This is a genomic window from Pseudofrankia coriaricola, from assembly GCF_032027725.1.
Lineage (GTDB): Bacteria > Actinomycetota > Actinomycetes > Frankiales > Frankiaceae > Pseudofrankia.
Genome location: NZ_JASNFO010000110.1, coordinates 14,317 through 29,749, shown reverse-complemented (window position 1 = coordinate 29,749; position 15,433 = coordinate 14,317). Strand labels below are relative to the sequence as shown.

The 15,433-nt window shown below is 73.1% G+C and carries 14 protein-coding genes and 1 pseudogene; 8 read left to right on the top strand and 7 right to left on the bottom strand.

Annotated features, from left to right (window positions below):
* The 3 genes and pseudogenes from QOZ89_RS41115 to QOZ89_RS41105 all read left to right on the top strand — a co-directional run.
* Window positions 1-223: pseudogene (locus QOZ89_RS41115) on the top strand (ArsA family ATPase); the annotation flags it as partial.
* A complete protein-coding gene (locus QOZ89_RS41110; protein ID WP_312629566.1) occupies window positions 220-900 on the top strand; it encodes a hypothetical protein in 681 nt (226 codons plus the stop codon). The pseudogene QOZ89_RS41115 and the gene QOZ89_RS41110, both read left to right, overlap by 4 nt.
* Complete coding sequence (locus tag QOZ89_RS41105) at window positions 893-2,005, top strand: ROK family glucokinase (protein WP_312629564.1); 1,113 nt, start codon at window positions 893-895, stop codon at window positions 2,003-2,005. Before QOZ89_RS41110 ends, QOZ89_RS41105 begins: the two co-directional genes overlap by 8 nt.
* 13 nt (window positions 2,006-2,018) lie before the next feature.
* Here QOZ89_RS41105 and QOZ89_RS41100 read toward each other — a convergent pair whose 3' ends face one another.
* Window positions 2,019-3,152, bottom strand: coding sequence for a glycosyltransferase family 4 protein (locus tag QOZ89_RS41100; protein ID WP_312629562.1), 1,134 nt, complete (start codon window positions 3,150-3,152; stop codon window positions 2,019-2,021).
* Between the two features lie 263 nt (window positions 3,153-3,415).
* Window positions 3,416-4,762, bottom strand: coding sequence for a DUF4352 domain-containing protein (locus tag QOZ89_RS41095; RefSeq protein ID WP_312629560.1), 1,347 nt, complete (start codon window positions 4,760-4,762; stop codon window positions 3,416-3,418).
* 428 nt (window positions 4,763-5,190) lie between these two features.
* Between QOZ89_RS41095 and QOZ89_RS41090 the strand changes: the two genes are divergently transcribed.
* Together QOZ89_RS41090 and QOZ89_RS41085 are read left to right on the top strand one after the other, a co-directional pair.
* Window positions 5,191-6,501, top strand: a complete 1,311-nt coding sequence (locus QOZ89_RS41090) for an NYN domain-containing protein (RefSeq protein WP_071049004.1) — start codon at window positions 5,191-5,193, stop codon at window positions 6,499-6,501.
* An 83-nt stretch (window positions 6,502-6,584) separates the two neighbouring features.
* The gene (locus QOZ89_RS41085; protein ID WP_312629557.1) at window positions 6,585-6,959 is read left to right on the top strand and encodes a hypothetical protein; all 375 of its coding nucleotides are present in this window, start codon (window positions 6,585-6,587) and stop codon (window positions 6,957-6,959) included.
* Window positions 6,960-7,012: 53 nt separating this feature from the next.
* Here QOZ89_RS41085 and QOZ89_RS41080 read toward each other — a convergent pair whose 3' ends face one another.
* On the bottom strand, window positions 7,013-7,408 hold the full coding sequence (locus QOZ89_RS41080) for an HIT family protein (protein ID WP_071049002.1): 396 nt from the start codon (window positions 7,406-7,408) through the stop codon (window positions 7,013-7,015).
* 131 nt (window positions 7,409-7,539) lie between these two features.
* Between QOZ89_RS41080 and QOZ89_RS41075 the strand changes: the two genes are divergently transcribed.
* The 3 genes from QOZ89_RS41075 to QOZ89_RS41065 all read left to right on the top strand — a co-directional run bounded on the left by QOZ89_RS41075 (window position 7,540) and on the right by QOZ89_RS41065 (window position 10,230).
* Complete coding sequence (locus tag QOZ89_RS41075; RefSeq protein ID WP_071049001.1) at window positions 7,540-7,953, top strand: VOC family protein; 414 nt, start codon at window positions 7,540-7,542, stop codon at window positions 7,951-7,953.
* 156 nt (window positions 7,954-8,109) lie between these two features.
* A complete protein-coding gene (locus tag QOZ89_RS41070) occupies window positions 8,110-8,433 on the top strand; it encodes a hypothetical protein (protein ID WP_312629554.1) in 324 nt (107 codons plus the stop codon).
* Window positions 8,434-8,442: 9 nt separating this feature from the next.
* Window positions 8,443-10,230, top strand: a complete 1,788-nt coding sequence (locus tag QOZ89_RS41065; RefSeq protein ID WP_312629552.1) for a DEDD exonuclease domain-containing protein — start codon at window positions 8,443-8,445, stop codon at window positions 10,228-10,230.
* A 221-nt stretch (window positions 10,231-10,451) separates the two neighbouring features.
* Here QOZ89_RS41065 and qcrB read toward each other — a convergent pair whose 3' ends face one another.
* The 4 genes from qcrB to ctaE are packed head-to-tail and all read right to left on the bottom strand — an operon-like array spanning window position 10,452 to window position 14,936.
* Window positions 10,452-12,080: a cytochrome bc1 complex cytochrome b subunit gene (gene qcrB / locus QOZ89_RS41060; RefSeq protein ID WP_312629550.1), complete on the bottom strand. Its 1,629-nt coding sequence runs from the start codon at window positions 12,078-12,080 to the stop codon at window positions 10,452-10,454.
* Window positions 12,077-13,222 carry a cytochrome bc1 complex Rieske iron-sulfur subunit gene (gene qcrA / locus QOZ89_RS41055; protein ID WP_071048998.1) on the bottom strand — a complete coding sequence of 382 codons (1,146 nt, stop codon included), beginning with the start codon at window positions 13,220-13,222 and terminating at the stop codon, window positions 12,077-12,079. Before qcrA ends, qcrB begins: the two co-directional genes overlap by 4 nt.
* Entirely contained in the window at window positions 13,219-14,301 is a 1,083-nt protein-coding gene (gene qcrC, locus QOZ89_RS41050) for a cytochrome bc1 complex diheme cytochrome c subunit (RefSeq protein WP_083418666.1), read from the bottom strand. The genes qcrA and qcrC overlap by 4 nt, the downstream gene beginning before the upstream one ends.
* Window positions 14,298-14,936 (bottom strand): aa3-type cytochrome oxidase subunit III, encoded by a 639-nt coding sequence (ctaE, locus tag QOZ89_RS41045; protein WP_071048997.1) that lies wholly within the window; start codon window positions 14,934-14,936, stop codon window positions 14,298-14,300. The genes qcrC and ctaE overlap by 4 nt, the downstream gene beginning before the upstream one ends.
* Between the last annotated feature and the right edge of the window lie 497 nt (window positions 14,937-15,433).

The following is a 15,433-nucleotide window of genomic DNA, read 5'->3' as shown; positions in this document are numbered from 1 at the left end:
CGACGCGGGATATGGGCGGGCGGGCGGCGTGCCGGCCCCCGCGGGGGGGGCGGGCGCCCCCCCCCGGCTCGGCGACGAGCTGGTGGTGACCGTCGGCCCACACCGGCGGCTGCTCCCGCTGCCCGCCGCGCTGCGCCGCTGCGACGTCCGCGCCGCCTGGCTGCGCGACAACCGGCTGGTTGTCGCGTTCGTACCCGACCCGGACCAGTGGGTGCGGGCGTGACCCAGAGCTCACAGCAGAACACCCAGCAGACCTCCCCGATCGGCTCCGCCGGTCCGGCGGGAACCTCGCCACGGGCCCAGCCGGAGCCAGGCACTCTGGCGCAGGAAGCGGCGCTGCTCACCGCCGCGGTCCGCGAATGGCTGACGGCGCACGGCGCCCCGCCCGCCCCCGCGCGGGCCGGCGCCGCCGATGACCCAGAAGCGGAGGACGCCGCCGCCGACTGGCCCGGGACTGCTGAGGACGCCTGGGGCCCCTCCGGGCCGGAGGACCAATGGGACGCCCGTCAGGACCCGGCCGGCGCGTACCCGCCCGGTGTCGCCCAGGGCGACCCGTTCGACCAGGAGCAAGGCGACGGCCCCACGCCCGGCCCGGGGCCACGCCACGGCCCGCCCTGGGCGGTGGGACCGGGCGAGACGCTGTGCACCGGCTGCCCGTTGTGCAGGCTGCTCGCCAGCGTCGCCGGCAGCCACGCGGAGGTCCTCGGGCACCTGCTCGCGGCGGCGAGCTCGCTCGCCGCCGCGGCCCGCGCCGCCTGGCCGCCCGCGGGCGGCCCCGGCCAGGGCACGGGTGACCAGCACGACGACCCGCCGGGCTGGCAGGCTTCTCCACGACAGACCGCGACGCAGCAGACCCGGCCGGCCCGCGGCCGGGTACAGAGGATCGACATCGGTGAGTAGCACGCACACGACCGGCACATCCGGCACATCCATCTCGTCCGGCGCGCCCTTTGCGCCCCCGGCCTCGCGCACGTCCGGCATGCCCGGCGCCGAGCCGGGTGCGCCGCCCCCGCCGCTCGCGCCGGCCGGCGGCGCGCGGGGTCTGGCGATCGGCGTCGACGTCGGCGGGACGAAGGTGGCCGCGGGCGTCGTCGACGAGCACGGCCGGATCGTCGGCTCGGTGCGCCGCCCGACCCCGGGGCACGAGCCGGCGCTGGTGGCGGACACGATCGCCGAGGTCGTCGGCGAGCTGCTCGCCCGCCACGCCGTCGGCCTGGAGGCGCCGATCGGCATCGGCGCCGCCGGCTGGCTCGACCGCGACGGGGCGCGGGTGATGTTCGCGCCGAACCTCGCCTGGCGCGACGAGCCGCTGCGGGACATCATCTCCGACCGGCTCGGCCGCCCGGTGATCGTCGACAACGACGCGAACACGATGGCGTGGGCGGAGTACCGCTTCGGCGCGGGGCGCGACTGCGCCGAACTGGTCTGCGTCACGGTGGGCACCGGGATCGGCAGCGGGCTGGTAGTGGAGGGGAAGGTGCGCCACGGCGCGTTCGGCGTCGGCGCCGAGTTCGGCCACATGCAGGTGGTACCGGCCGGGCTCCCGTGTGGCTGCGGCAGCCAGGGCTGCTGGGAGCAGTACGCGAGCGGCCGGGCGCTGGTCCGCCACGCCCGGGAGATCATCGGTGGCTCGTCGGCGGCCGGGCGGCGGCTGCTCGAGCTCGCCGGCGGCGACCTGGGGCAGTTGACCGGCCCGGACGTCACGACCGCGGCCCGCGAGGGCGACCCGGCGGCCATCAAGTGCTTCGAGGAGGTCGGCTACTGGCTCGGCCAGGGCCTGGCCAGCCTCACCGCCGTGCTCGACCCGGCGAGGTTCGTCATCGGCGGAGGCGTCTCCGACGCCGGTGAGCTCCTGCTCGGCCCGGCCAGGGCCCAGTTCCGCGCCGCCCTCCCCGGCCGCGGCCACCGCCCCGAGGCCGAGATCGTCCTCGCCGACCTGGGACCCGACGCGGGTTTCGTCGGCGCGGCGGACCTGGCTCGTACCGTCAAACTCGGCCGCGCCTAAGGTCGGCGGCGCCTCAACGCGCCGGGCTGGGGCTCAGGAACTCGACGAGGTTCTTGGTGAGGAGATCCCAGCGCCAGGTGAGCTCGACCCAGGCGCGGCCGGCGGCGCCCATGGATCGGCCGCGGTCCGGGTCGTCCAGCAGCTCGGCGACGGCCGAGGCCACGTCTGCCAGCCGGCGGCCGTCGACCACGAGACCGGTCCGGCCGTCGATCACGGCGTCGGGCGCGCCGCCGCTGTCCCCGGCCACGACCGGGAGCCCGGCGGCGGACGCCTCGAGGTAGACGATCCCCAGGCCCTCGACTTCCAGGCCGCCGAGCCGGGAGCGGCACGGCATCGCGAAGATGTCCCCGGCCGCGTAGTGCGCCGGCAGTTCCTCCCAGGGCACCGACTCGGTGAAGACGACGTGGTCCTCGACGTCGTGCTCCCTGGCGAGCCGGGCCAGGTCGGCGCGGTAGGGGCCGCCGCCGACGAGCAGCAGCGCGGTGTCCGGGTAGCGGCGCCGCCAGCTCGGCAGGGCGCGGATCAGCATGTCCTGCCCCTTGCGCGGGACCAGACGGCTCACGCAGACGACCACCCGCCGGCCGGTGAGCCCGTGCCGGGCGCGGATCTCGTCGCGGCCGGCGCCGGGACGGAACAGCTCCGCGTCGACGCCGCTGGGCAGCCGCTCCAGGCGCGGGCGAGGCCCGAAGGCCGGGCCGATCCGGCGTCGGGTGTAGTCGCCGAGGTAGGTGATGACGTCGGTGGTCGCGCCGACGCGGCGCAGCGTCTGGCGAGCGCCGGGCAACGCGGCCCAGCCGACCTCGTGGCCGTGGGTGCTCGCGACGACGCGCTCGATCCCGGTCGTGGCGCGCAGCGGCGCGCCGAGCAGGCCGAGCGGCGCCGCCGCGCCGAACCAGACCGCGTCGCACCGCTCGGCGCGGGCGATCCCGCGGGCGCGGCGCAGCACGGACCGGGTGGGCAGCATCAGCGACGTCGGGTGCCGGATGACGGGGAAGCTCTGGGCCGCGTCGAACTCGGCCGCGCCCTTCCACGCGGGCGCATAGACGACGACGTCGCCGGCGGGCAGTCTGCTCGCGAAGTTGTGCACGTATGCCTGGATGCCGCCGGCACGCGGCGGAAAGTCGTTGGTCACCACGAGCACCCGCATGCGCCCATGGTCCTCTACCGGCCCTTCCACCGCTGGCCCCTCCCTACCGGAAGGGCACGCGCGGCGGAGCGTGCGGCTCGGCGAGGTCATCGCGGCGTCGGGCGACCGCGCGGCCTGACGGCCGGGCCACGGCCCGAGGACCCGACCGGGACGTGCCATGGCCGCGGCCGGCGCCGGAGGGCGCCAGCCACCGCCGCCGGCCGATGAGGTTGTCTGTCGGGACCGGGCCGGGTCTTGGGCCAGGTCCCCGAGTGGGGTGCCGATCAGTAGCGGAAGTTCGCCCGGGACGTGGCGAACAGCGGCTCCCAGTACACGAGGTGGTTGTCGTCCGGAACGTCAAAGACGATGTTGCCTCGCACCTGCTGGCCGGCCGCGAGGTCATCGGCGTCCAGCCGCGACCCGACCTCCTCGTAGCTGGCGTCGTACCGGGTGCCGTCCGTGGTCTGGCCGAAGAAGCTCAGCGGGTAGACGTTGGCTTTGCCGGTGACCATCTGCACCGTGAAGTTGGCGACGATGAAGACGCCGTTCTCCGGCGGGTCGCCGTATGTCGTCACCGGGGCCGTGGTGCGGCACATGCTGTTCAGCGTGATCCGCGCGGTGTAGGTGGTGAGGTCGCTGGTGCCTTCGCCCATGACGGTCGCCGTCTGGCCGATGTCGGCGACGCCCGCCGCGGGCGCGCCTCCCGGAGGGCTGATCGGCGTGCAGCCGGCCGGCCCCGGGCGCGTCGACGGCGCGGTGACCGGCCCGCTGGATGCCTGCGTCGGCGCCGGAGACGGGGTACCTGTCCCCAGCGTGGTCACCGGCGGTGCGGTGATCGGCGTGTTGTCACCGTCGTCGCCACTCACCGCGAGCGCGATGACGACGCCGAGGACAATCGCCAGGACCGCCACGAGCGCGGAGACGAGGATGACCACGTTGCGGTTGGAGCGGCCTGGCCGGCCGGGCTGACCGGGTTGGCCGGGCTGACCGGTCCAGCCGGTAGGAGTCCCGGGCTGGGCGTAGCCGCCCTGCTGGTACCCCGTCTGCTGGTAGCCGCCCTGCTGGGCATAGTCAGGCTGCTGGGCATAGTCAGGCTGCTGGTAGCCGCCCTGCTGGGCGTAGTCAGGCTGCTGGTAGCCGGGCTGCGAGGGAGGGTAGCCACCGGCGGGCGGGTAGGCGTCGCCCTGCGGATAGGGCGTCGACTGCGGGTAGCCACCTGGTGCCGGCGTGCCGGGCGGCGGGTAGCCACCGGGCGGCGGAGTGCCGGGCGGCGGGTAGCCACCGGGCGGCGGAGTGCCGGGCGGCGGGTAGCCGGCCTGCTGATAGCCAGGCTGCTGATAGCCGGGCTGCTGGTAGTCGGGCTGCTGGTAGCCGGGCTGCTGGTAGCCGGGCTGCTGGTAGCCGGGGGGTGCGGGCCACTGGCCGGGTGAGGTCGGGGTGCCCGGCGGCGTCGCTCCAGGGGTGACGCCCTGCGGGGTCTGGCCGGCGCCCGATGGCCAGGCCGAGCCATCCGCCCTGGTAGTCGGTGCCGCCTGCCAGTCCGGCACTGGGGTGCTCGGCGGCCACCCACCGCCGTTCTGCGCGTTTCCACCCCCACCATCTGGCGGGGTCGGGGGGTTCTGGTCGCTCACGGTGTTCCTCTCGGCGTACACCCCGCTGCCAAAAACGGAGCATGGGGATGGATAGCGCGACATTACAGAAGTCAGTCATCCACAAGGGAAATGCCCTTGTCGAACACTTTCTCGATGGTTGTGTCAACCGGCGCGGGACATCCTTCGGCCAATGTTGTCTCCCCGTCGTTGGGATTGACATCGCGGTGACCTACCGGCGTGGATACCCGACGGTTGGAGCACTCCCGGGCCAGCGGGTCCCCCGCTCCGGCGGAAGCACCGGGCACGCGTTGTCCCATCCCCGCCGCGTTCGCGGGCTCGTGGCGGATGGTGATGGTTCATGGCGGATGGTGATGGCTCCGACGCCGGACTACGCTGGAGTGCTGCCACTCGTTCCTGCGACAGGGAGTCCGTACCGTGCCCGTCGACCTGCCTCCCCCGGACGCCGGGTGAGCGAGCCGCTGCCGGTGGAGGTACGCACCCAGGTCGTCGCCTTCGCCGCCGAGACACTCGCCGGCCTCGAGGACGCCGAGGTGCCCGCGAGCCTCGTCGCCGTGCGCAGGTTCACGCCCGCGCGCCGGCCCAAGCAGGGCGCGGTCCCGCTCGCGGCCGCGGTCGAGCACGACGCGGTCTTCCGGGGCCGGGTGGCGGAGTGGGTCCGGCGGGCCCATCCGGGGCTCGCGGACGCCGTGATGGCGACCGACGGCCCGCCGGCCGCGGCGCCGCCGGCCGAGGTGGCCGCGGTCGCCTTCGTGCTGCGCCCGGCTGGCTGGGAGGATCTGCTCGCCGTCGCCGCCACCTCGTCCGTGCAGGCCGCGGTGTCGGCCAAGGCCGAGGAGGCCGCCCGGGAGGTCGACCGGCTCACCGAGGCGCTCGCCGCGGTCCAGGAGGGCGGCCGCGCGGAGCGGGCGCAGCTGCGCGACCAGCTGGCCACGGCCCGTCTGGAGGTGGACGACCTGCGCCGGCGGATGCGCGGCTCGGCCGAGCGGGTCCGCCGCGCCGAGCAAGCGGCGCAGGAGGAGATCGCGGCCGCGGCCGCGGACCGGGACGCGGCGCGCGCCCTCGTCAGGGCCGCGGAGGGCGAGACCCGCCGGCTGCGGGCCCGGGTCGGCGAGCTGGAGACGGCGCTCGCCGCCGCCCGGCGAGAGGGGCGCGACGCGCGCAGCCTCGACGACGCCCGCCTGCGGGTGCTGCTGGACACGCTGATGGGCGCGGCCAACGGCGTGCGCCGCGAGCTTGCTCTGCCCAGCACGGTGCAGCGCCCGGCGGACCTGTGCGCCACGGAGGACGGGCAGGCGCGCGACCCGTTCTCCGCGGTCGGCGCCCGCGGGCGCCCCGACGACGACCCGACGGTCATCGACGAGGTTCTCGCGATCCCCGGCATCCACCTGATCATCGACGGGTACAACGTCACCAAGCGCGGCTACGGCGCGCTGCCGCTGCAGGCCCAACGGGTGCGGCTGCTGTCCGGTCTCGGCCCGCTCGCCGGCCGGGCGTCGGACGCCGAGGTCACCGTGGTCTTCGACGCGACGGCGGTCGTCAGCCGCCCGGTCGGGGTGACGGCACCACGCGGCGTGCGAGTGCTGTTCAGCCGGCTGGGCGAGCTCGCCGACGAGGAGATCGTCCGGCTGGTCCGTGCCGAGCCCTCCGGCCGCCCGGTGGTGGTCGTGACCTCTGACCGTGAGGTCGCCGAGACCTGCGCGGCCGCCGGTGCCCGCGCCGTTCCCTCCGCCGCCCTCCTCGCCCGGCTGGAGCGCTGAGGCGACACCCACGTCGCGAAAAACTGTCGGACCACGCGTCTACCGTCAGCGATGACACAGTGTGAGCGACAGAGGTGAGCGCGATGCTGATCGACTGTGATTCGTGCGTGGCGCGTGGGGACGCGTGTGAGGACTGTGTGCTGTCGGTGCTGCTGGCACCACCACCGGTCGTGGAGTGGGATGAGGACGAGCGCCGAGCGCTCGCGCTGCTCGCCGACGCGGGCCTGTTGCCGAGGCTCCGGCTGGTGACGCCGTTGGACGTCGTGCCGGCTGACGGCGGCGCCGCGGCGGAGGTCCCGACGGCGCAGCAGATGATTCCACTTCCCGAGCCGTTCGCGGTCGGCCCGCGTCGGCGCTCCCCGAACCTCCCGGATGCGGCTTCGCCGATCCGGCAGGGACCCCGGGCGCGCCGCCCCGATGCCGCCGGCCCCCGCCGCCGCGCCCGCAGGGCCGGCTGACCGTCCTCCTCGTCGCCACGCTCCCGGCAGCCCCGTGGAGTTCGCGCCGCGGGTCAGGCGAGCGCGGCCCTGATCCGTTCGGCGGCCTCGTCCAGCGCCTCGGGCGTCGGGCTGGAATCCGCGAGGCCGAAGTCCAGCTGCTTCTCGCTGTCGATCGGGATGAGGTGCACGTGCACGTGCGGCACCTCCAGCCCCGCGATGATCGCCGCGACCCGGCGCGGCTGGAACGCGTCCTGGATCGCTCTGCCGACCTTCGCCGCCGCGCTCCACAGCTCGCGCTGCTCGGCGTCCGGCAGGTCGATCCAGTGGTCGACCTCAAGGCGCGGCACGACGAGCGTGTGGCCCGGCCGGATCGGGGCAACGGTCAGGAAGGCGACCGTGTGCTCGTCCTCGTAGACGAACCGACCCGGCAGCTCCCCGTTGATGATCCGGGTGAAGATAGTCGGCATGGCCAGGACCCTACCGATCCAGGTGCCCCAAGGGATCTAGCGGGACGCGGCCCGCCGCCGGGCCCTTCGGCCGGCTCGGATCGATGACCGTTTCACAACACGCCGGCCACCGATGAACCAAGGCACCCGCAATGCGGCATCATGCGCGAGTGGCCAGGTTTGAGACGCACGGGCTGAGGGTAGCGCGAGTCGGGGTCGACTGCGTGGATGTCGACCGAATGATCCGCTTCTGGTCCAGAGCGCTGGGATACGAGGTAACCCTCCGCGACGGTGACACCGCGGAACTGCGCCACCCGGCGAGTGCGGGGCCGAAGCTGCTGCTGCGCCAGGTCCGCAAGCTCGGGCCGGCGCGCAACCGTCTCCAGCTCGACCTCTACGCGGTCGACGCCGAGCGCGTCGCCAGCTGGCTCGCCACCCTGGGCGCCCGGCGAGTCCGCCGCCTGGAGGCCGTCGGCGAGGCCGGCTACCTTCTCGCCGATCCCGAGGGCAACGAGTTCCGTGTCATCACCGCCGGCCCCGCCGCCTTCACCCGCCCCTTCGCGTAGCCGCAGCCGCGCCCAGCCGGGCGGCGCGGGCCGACTTCCCATGGCCAGGGCGGCGCATCACCGTGACCGGCCCAGGCGTTGACGAGAAAGGCGCCCCCAGCGACCCCGGAGCCAGCGCGCCGGCCGCGATCGCTCCGACGGAATAGCCTGCCGGCGATGGCAATCATCGTTGCGAACGTGCCGCACACGGCGGTGCCGACGAGAGCGAAGAAGGCCGCTCGATTCCACCGGGCCGGCCAGGTGCGCGTCGTCGTCGGCTCGAGCACGAGGGACTCGGGCAACCGGGAACGCATCGGCCCGATGGGCACGAGGCGGGTGCCGTCGGCCAGTTGGACCGCGACGGGCCCGATCAGCCAGCCAGACATCGTCAGGCCACCGAACATGATCACAGGGGAGCCAGGCGGCAGGCTGACGGCGGCCGGATGTCACATCACCCGCTACCTGGTCACCGGTTCGTGGAGTGTCGGACCTCGTCACTAGGTTCGCGGTGTGTCACCTGAGCCTTCGGCGCCGGCCCCAGCCGGCGGGCGGCAGGGCAGCTTCGACGAGCTGGGCCGGCCGCTGCGGGACGTCACCTTCGTCGTGTTCGATCTGGAGACGACCGGCACCGGGCCGGCCGACTCCGAGATCACCGAGTTCGGCGCGGTGAAGGTCCGCGGCGGTGAGGTGATCGCCGAGTTCGCCACACTGGTGCGTACGTCGAACGCTGTGCCGCCGCTGATCACCGTGCTGACCGGGATCACTGACTCGATGCTCGCGACGGCGCCCGCGCTGGCCGAGGTGCTGCCCGCGTTCCTGGAGTTCATCCGCGGCTCGGTGCTCGTCGCGCACAACGCCGGCTTCGACCTGAGCTTCCTCAAGGCGGCCTGCGAACGCGTCGGCTACCCCGTCCCCGCCTGGGAGCACCTGGATACCGTCAGGCTGGCCCGCCGGGTCGTCACGCGCGACGAGAGCCCCGACAACAAGCTGTCCTCGCTCGCCCGGCTGTTCCACGCTCGCCACGAGCCGCGTCACCGCGCGCTCGCCGACGCCCGCGCCACGGTGGACGTCCTGCACGGCCTGTTCGAGCGGCTCGGCAACCTCGGAGTAAGGACGCTGGAGGACGTCCACGAGTACAGCAACAGGGTCTCCCCCGCCCAGCGGCGCAAGCGCACGCTCGCCGACGACCTGCCCACCGGCCCCGGGGTGTACCTGTTCCGTGATGGTTCCGGCCGGGTGCTCTACGTCGGCAAGTCGGCCTCGATACGCGCCCGCGTACGCACCTACTTCACCGCGAGCGAGACGCGCACCCGGATGGCCGAGATGGTCGCCGCCGCGGAGCGGGTGGACGCGATCGAGTGCGCGCACACGCTCGAGGCGGAGGTGCGCGAGCTGCGTCTGATCGCCCAGCACAAACCGCCCTACAACCGCCGCTCCCGGTTCCCGGAGCGCACGGTGTTCCTGCGCCTCACCGACGAGCCGTTTCCCCGGCTGTCCAGAGTGCGCCAGGTGCGCGCCGACGGCGGAACCTACCTCGGCCCCTTCGGCCGCGTCGGCGGGGCCGAGCTGGCGGCTGACGGCCTGCAGGAGGCGGTGGCACTGCGCCGCTGCGGAGGGCGGCTCTCACCGCGGCAGTCGAACCCGGCCTGCGCGCTCGCGGACCTCGGCAAGTGCGGCGCGCCCTGCGACGGGCGGCAGTCCCTGGAGGAGTACGCCGCGGTCGTGGCCGATGCCAGGGAGGCGATGGCGGGCGACCCGACGGTCGTCGTCGCCGCCGCGCGGGCGCGGATCTCCGTGCTGGCCGCGCAGACCCGGTTCGAGGAGGCAGCGCTGGCCAGGGATCGGATGGTCGCGTTTGTCCGGGCCTCCGCCCGTCAGCAGCGGCTGACCGCGTTGGGTGTCGTCCCCGAACTGGTGGGCGCCGTGCCCACCGCCGACCGTGGCTGGGACCTGGCCGTCATCCGGTACGGCCGGCTCGCCGCGTCCGCGACCGTCGCGCGGGGCGTCGACCCGCGTCCCTGGGTGGATGCCGTCGTCGCCACCGCCGAGACCGTCCGCCCGGGCCCCGGGCCGACGCCGGCGGCGAGCGCCGAGGAGATGGAGCGGATCGAACGCTGGCTCGCCACCCCCGGCGCCCGGCTCGTCCAGCTCACTGGCACCTGGGCCTGGCCCGCCGCCGGCGCCGCCAGGGCCGCGGCCGAGCTCCCCCCGCCGCCACGGACCGACCACCGGGACCTCACCCACCGCCCAGGCGAACCCCACCGCTCCGCCCGCACGTCTGCGCCGGGAAAGAGCTGAAGGAGACACGCCCTCGCGGACGTGCCTCCCTCAGCGACGATGCGTGCCGCACCGCTCCAGCGGGCAAATCACTCAATCCAGCCACAGCAAGCGACCGCGCATCAGCGCTGGCGCCAACCCAATCACGTCCCCGACCCCAGACAGGCCGAGCCACCGCCACACGGCTGTGCCCGGAACCAAGACCGGGAGGGCGCTCCGCGCCCGACCAGGCGGCGCCCGCCTCAGTGGCGGGGGCCGCCTACCGGTTCCTCGCCGCTTTCGGTCTTCTCCTCGGTGAAGAAGCCGGTGACGGCCTTGCGGGCGCGGGTGGTGATGCCGCCCTTCGCGTGCCCATCGCCGTTGCCGTGGCCCGGAGCCGGCAGCTCGAAGCGGTGCGTCGGCACCAGCGGGTAGTCGGGCACCGGGTCCGGCTTGGGCCGGTGGTCCTCGACGAACTCGCCGGTCGGCAGCTGCCGGATGATGCCGGTCTCGATGCCGTGGTGGGCGATGTCGTGGTCCCGCTTGTTAAGCGCGATACAGATCATCTTGGTGACCTTGTACGCGATCGGCGGGACGATGATGATCCCCACTCGGCCGGCCCAGGTCATCGCGTTCAGCGAGATGCTGAACGTCTTCGCGATGACGTCGTTACCACCCGAGATCAGCAGCACCAGGTAGAAGCTGATCGACATGGCGCCGATCGCGGTACGGGTCGGCGCCTCCCGCGGCCGCTGCAGCAAGTTGTGCGACTCGCGGTCCCCGGTGAACTTCGACTCGAGCCACGGCCACAGCGCCAGCAGCGTGAACAGGATGCCGGGCAGGATCACCGTCGGCCAGAACACCGCGGCCACCGTGTGCCCGAGCCCGCGGAACTCCCAGGGCGGCATGAGACGGGTCGAGCCGTCCAGGAAGCCGATGTAGAAGTCCGGCTGAGACGCCGAGCTGACCTTCGACGGGTCGTACGGGCCGAACACCCAGATCGGGTTGATCTGCGCGAGGCCACCCAGCAGCGCCAGCATCGCGAAGACCATCATGAAGAACCCGCCGGACTTCACCGCGAACACCGGGAACACCCGGTGGCCGATGACGTTGTCCTCGGTCTTGCCCGGGCCGGGGAAGTCGGTGTGCTTCTGGTACCAGAGGATGCCCAGGTGCGCGCCGACGAGCGCGAGCAGGAGGCCGGGGATCAGCAGGATGTGCGCGACGTAGAGCCGAGGCAGGAAGTTCATGCCGGGCCATTCGCCGTCGAACAGCAGGAACGATGCCCAGGTGCCGGCCACCGGGATCGACTGGGCGATCGACGAGGCGATCCGCAGGCCGGTGCCGGAGAGCAGGTCGTCCGGCAGCGAGTAGCCGGCGAAGCCCTCGAAGATGCCCATGACCAGCAGGCCGACACCGATCAGCCAGTTGATCTCGCGCGGCTTGCGGTACGCGCCGGTGAAGAACACCCGGAACAGGTGGACCATGATCGACGCGACGAACAGCAGCGCCGCCCAGTGGTGGATCTGGCGGAACACCAGCCCGGCCCGGATGTCGAAGCTGATGTCCAGCGTCGACGCGTACGCCCGGCTCATCTCCACGCCCTTGAGCGGGACGTACGAGCCGTTGTAGATGACCTCGGTGTTGCTCGGGTCGAAGAACAGCGTCAGGTAGATCCCGGTCAGTATCAGGATGATGAAGCTGTAGAGCGCGATCTCACCGATCATGAACGACCAGTGGTCGGGGAAGACCTTGTTCAGGTTCTCCCGCAGCGCCCGCTGGGTGTGGAACCGCTCGTCCGCCGCCCGGTTGAGCTTGCGAACCGGGCTCGGCCGCTTCTCGAGCTTCGGGGCGGCCGCGGGCGAACCGGCCGGCCCGTGCGTCGTCGTCATGAGCGCTCCCAGAACGCGGGCCCGATCGGCTCGGTGTAGTCGCCGTCCCGGGCGATGAGGTAGCCATCGCCGTCGACGCCGAGCGCGAGCTGCGGCAGCGACCGGCTGGCCGGGCCGAAGATGGCGCGGCAGCCGTCCGGCACGTCGAACACCGACTGGTGGCACGGGCAGAGCAGGTGATGGGTCTGCTGCTCGTAGAGGCTGACCGGGCAGCCGGCGTGCGAGCAGATCTTCGAGTAGGCGACCAGGCCCGCCAGGTCCCAGTTCTCCCGCCCGGGCCGGGGCTTGTTGATGCCCGGCTCGAGGCGGACCAGGATCGTGGCGCTGTCGGCCTTGGTGTGCAGGTCCAGCTGGGGCTCGAACCTGGTGGTGCCGCCCGCGTCCTTGACGGGCACCGCCGGGAAGACGGTCTCGATGCCGCCGATGGAGATGTCGCCGAGCTTGACGAACCGTCCCTCGCCGGTGACCATCCGGGCGCCCTTCACCCAGTGGGTGTGGTCGAGCTTCTTGCCCGGCTTGGCGTTCGTGAGGTTCAGCAGCGGCACCACCGCGAGGCCGCCGAGCACGGCGCCAGCACCAAGCAGGCTGCGGCGTACCAGCTTGAACCGGCCCAGGCCCATGGCGTCGAAGCCGAGCGCCACCTCCTCCTCGAGGACCGCCGTCTCCACGTCGGTGCTCTTGAAGGAGTGCCGCTCCTGCACGGCCTGCTCGTGCGGCATCAGCCGCTTGGCCCACAGGATCATCCCGACGCCGAGGCCGCCGACGGCGAGCGCGATCCCGAGGCCCAGGCACGGGGTGTAGTACGCCTTGTGCTTGTCGCCCGCGAAGTTCGCGACGATGAAGCCGAGCGTGCCGATCACCGAGACGGTGAACCAGAGCGCGATCAGCCGCTCGGCACGCCGCTCGGCGCGCCGGTCGACGTCCTCGGCCCGCGGCGGCCGGTGCGCGACGCCCGCGTGCCGCCAGGAGGTGTGCTCCTCCAGCTGGGTGGAGTCGGTCGGAGCCGGCGGGGTGCCCAGCACCTCGGGGCCCTCCGGGGCCCCGGCGCCACCGCTCCCGCCGGCCGGCCCGCCCCCGGCCGGGCGCTTCACCCGGTCGAAGACGCTCCCACCTCCGGTGGAGGTGTCGTCCTGCTCGCTCATACCTTCTGCCTCGCTCCGATCCACAGGCACACGCCGAGCAGGCCGCCGATGCCGATCAGCCAGCCGAGCAGGCCCTCTGGGACGGGGCCGTAGCTGCCCAGCTTGTGGCCACCGGGGCTGGGGGTGTCGCGGTTCATGATGATGTAGGCCGCGATCGCCTTGGCGCCCTCGTCGTCGATCTGGCCGGAACCGAACACCGGCATCGACTCGGGACCGACGCGCATGGCCTCGACGATCTGCTCCGGCGTCGCGTTGGTCAGCGCCGGCGCGTACTTGCCGTAGGTCAGCGGAGCGCCCGCGCCCGCGGACTGGTGGCACTGTGCGCAGTTCGCCCGGTAGAGCTCGCCGCCGTACGTCAGGTCCGCGTCGGCGAGGTCATCCTTGCTGATCTCCGGCGTGGTGGTGCCGCCGCCGAGCGTCTGGATGTAGGCCGCGAGCTGGTCGATCTGCGTCTCCGAGTAGCTCGGGTCCTTGCGCTCTGCCTGGGCGCCCGGGTGCGCGAGCGGCATGCGCCCGGTGGACACCTGGAAGTCGACCGCGGCGGAGCCGACGCCGATCAGGCTCGGGCCGGAGACGGTGCCGGCCGCGTTGAGCCCATGGCAGGTCGAGCAGCCCTGCACGTAGAGAGCGCGGCCCGCCTTGACCGCCGCGTTGTCGGTCGAGTCCGCCGCGCTGCCGCTGGGCGCCAGCACCGACCACAGCACGCCCGTGGCCATGAGGGCGAGCGAGAGGACGAGCGTGGACGAGCGGCGCCGGCGGCGCGCGCTGGCCGGGCCGCGGGACCGGCGGGAGGTCCTGGTGACCAGCCGCCCGCGTACACCCGTGGGGGGCGCCGACGCGGCTGCCTCCGGCTTCTCGGCGTCCTCCGCCTGGGCCTCCGGCTCCGTCGGCCCGGCCTCCGGCTCCGCCACCTCGGTCACGTCGCTCGCCTCGGCCATCTCCACCGCCCCGGCCACGTCGCTCACCTCCGCCGCCTCGGTCACGTCGGTCGACGCGGTCACCGCGGCCGCCTCGTCGGCGGGACCGGTGGGCGCGGCCATGTCGTTCTCGTTGCCGGTGGATGCAGTCATGTCGCTCACTGGAGGAGGTAGATGGTCGCGAACAGGCCGATCCAGACGACGTCGACGAAGTGCCAGTAGTACGACACGACGATCGCCGAGGTCGCCTTCTCCGGCGTGAAGCGCCCGAAGGTCGACCTGGCCAGGACCATGATGAAGGCGATCAGACCACCGATCACGTGCAGACCGTGGAAGCCGCTGGTCAGGTAGTAGACCGAGCCGTAGGCGTGCGAGTTCAGCCCGAACTCGTTCTCCCGGAAGAACTCGTTCGCCTGGCCGAGGACGAAGACCAGGCCCATGACGAACGAGATCGTGTACCAGCGGCGCAGCCCGAACACGTCGCCCCGCTCCGCGGCGAACACGCCAAGCTGGCAGGTCACGCTGGACAGCACCAGGATGATCGTGAAGACCAGCGCGTAGGCGACGTGCAGGTGCACCGGGCCGATCTCGGAACCAGCCGGGTCACCGGTCGTAGGCGGCCAGTTGCCGCTGTTGACCGAACGGATCGTGTAGTACATCGCGAAAAGCGCCGCGAAGAACATCAGCTCCGACGACAGCCACACCACGGTGCCAACCGAGACCATCGACGGACGGTTGGCCATGGGATGTGGTGGCGGAGCCTTCTCGAGGACGGGTGCCGTGGCCACGTCGGTCATTCTGGCACGCGCTGGCGCAAGCGCCACCGAAGGTTCGACGTTCGGTAGGACTACGGCCCGTCGAGGGCCCGCCGACCCACCTCCTACGACTAGTAGAAGACTGTCCGATGGCCCTTCTGAGCTAGGTAGGACGCGCACCGGCCAGCGCCGACACCCCCGCAGCGCACCGCCAGCACTGCGGCAAAAATCTCCCAAAACCCAGGCCCTACCGCGCCCCGCCCGCAGCGCGCTTCCGGTGCCGAACGCGCCGACCGGCCCCGAGCCGGCCGAGTCAGCCAGCATCGCGAAGCCTTGCCCAGGATGTGCTGCGGCTCACGAACTTCGGCGGCAGCTTCGGGCCGCCGCAGAACAGGTTCCGGGGTCGGGGTGAAGGTTGTTTCTGGTTCGCTCCGTGCGGGCGGCGCGCTCCGGCCCCGTACTCGCTTCGCTCCCACGGGACCTCCGCGCGCCGTCCTCCTCCGCTCACGGGCGCTCCGGCGACCTCGCTGCGGCCCCCC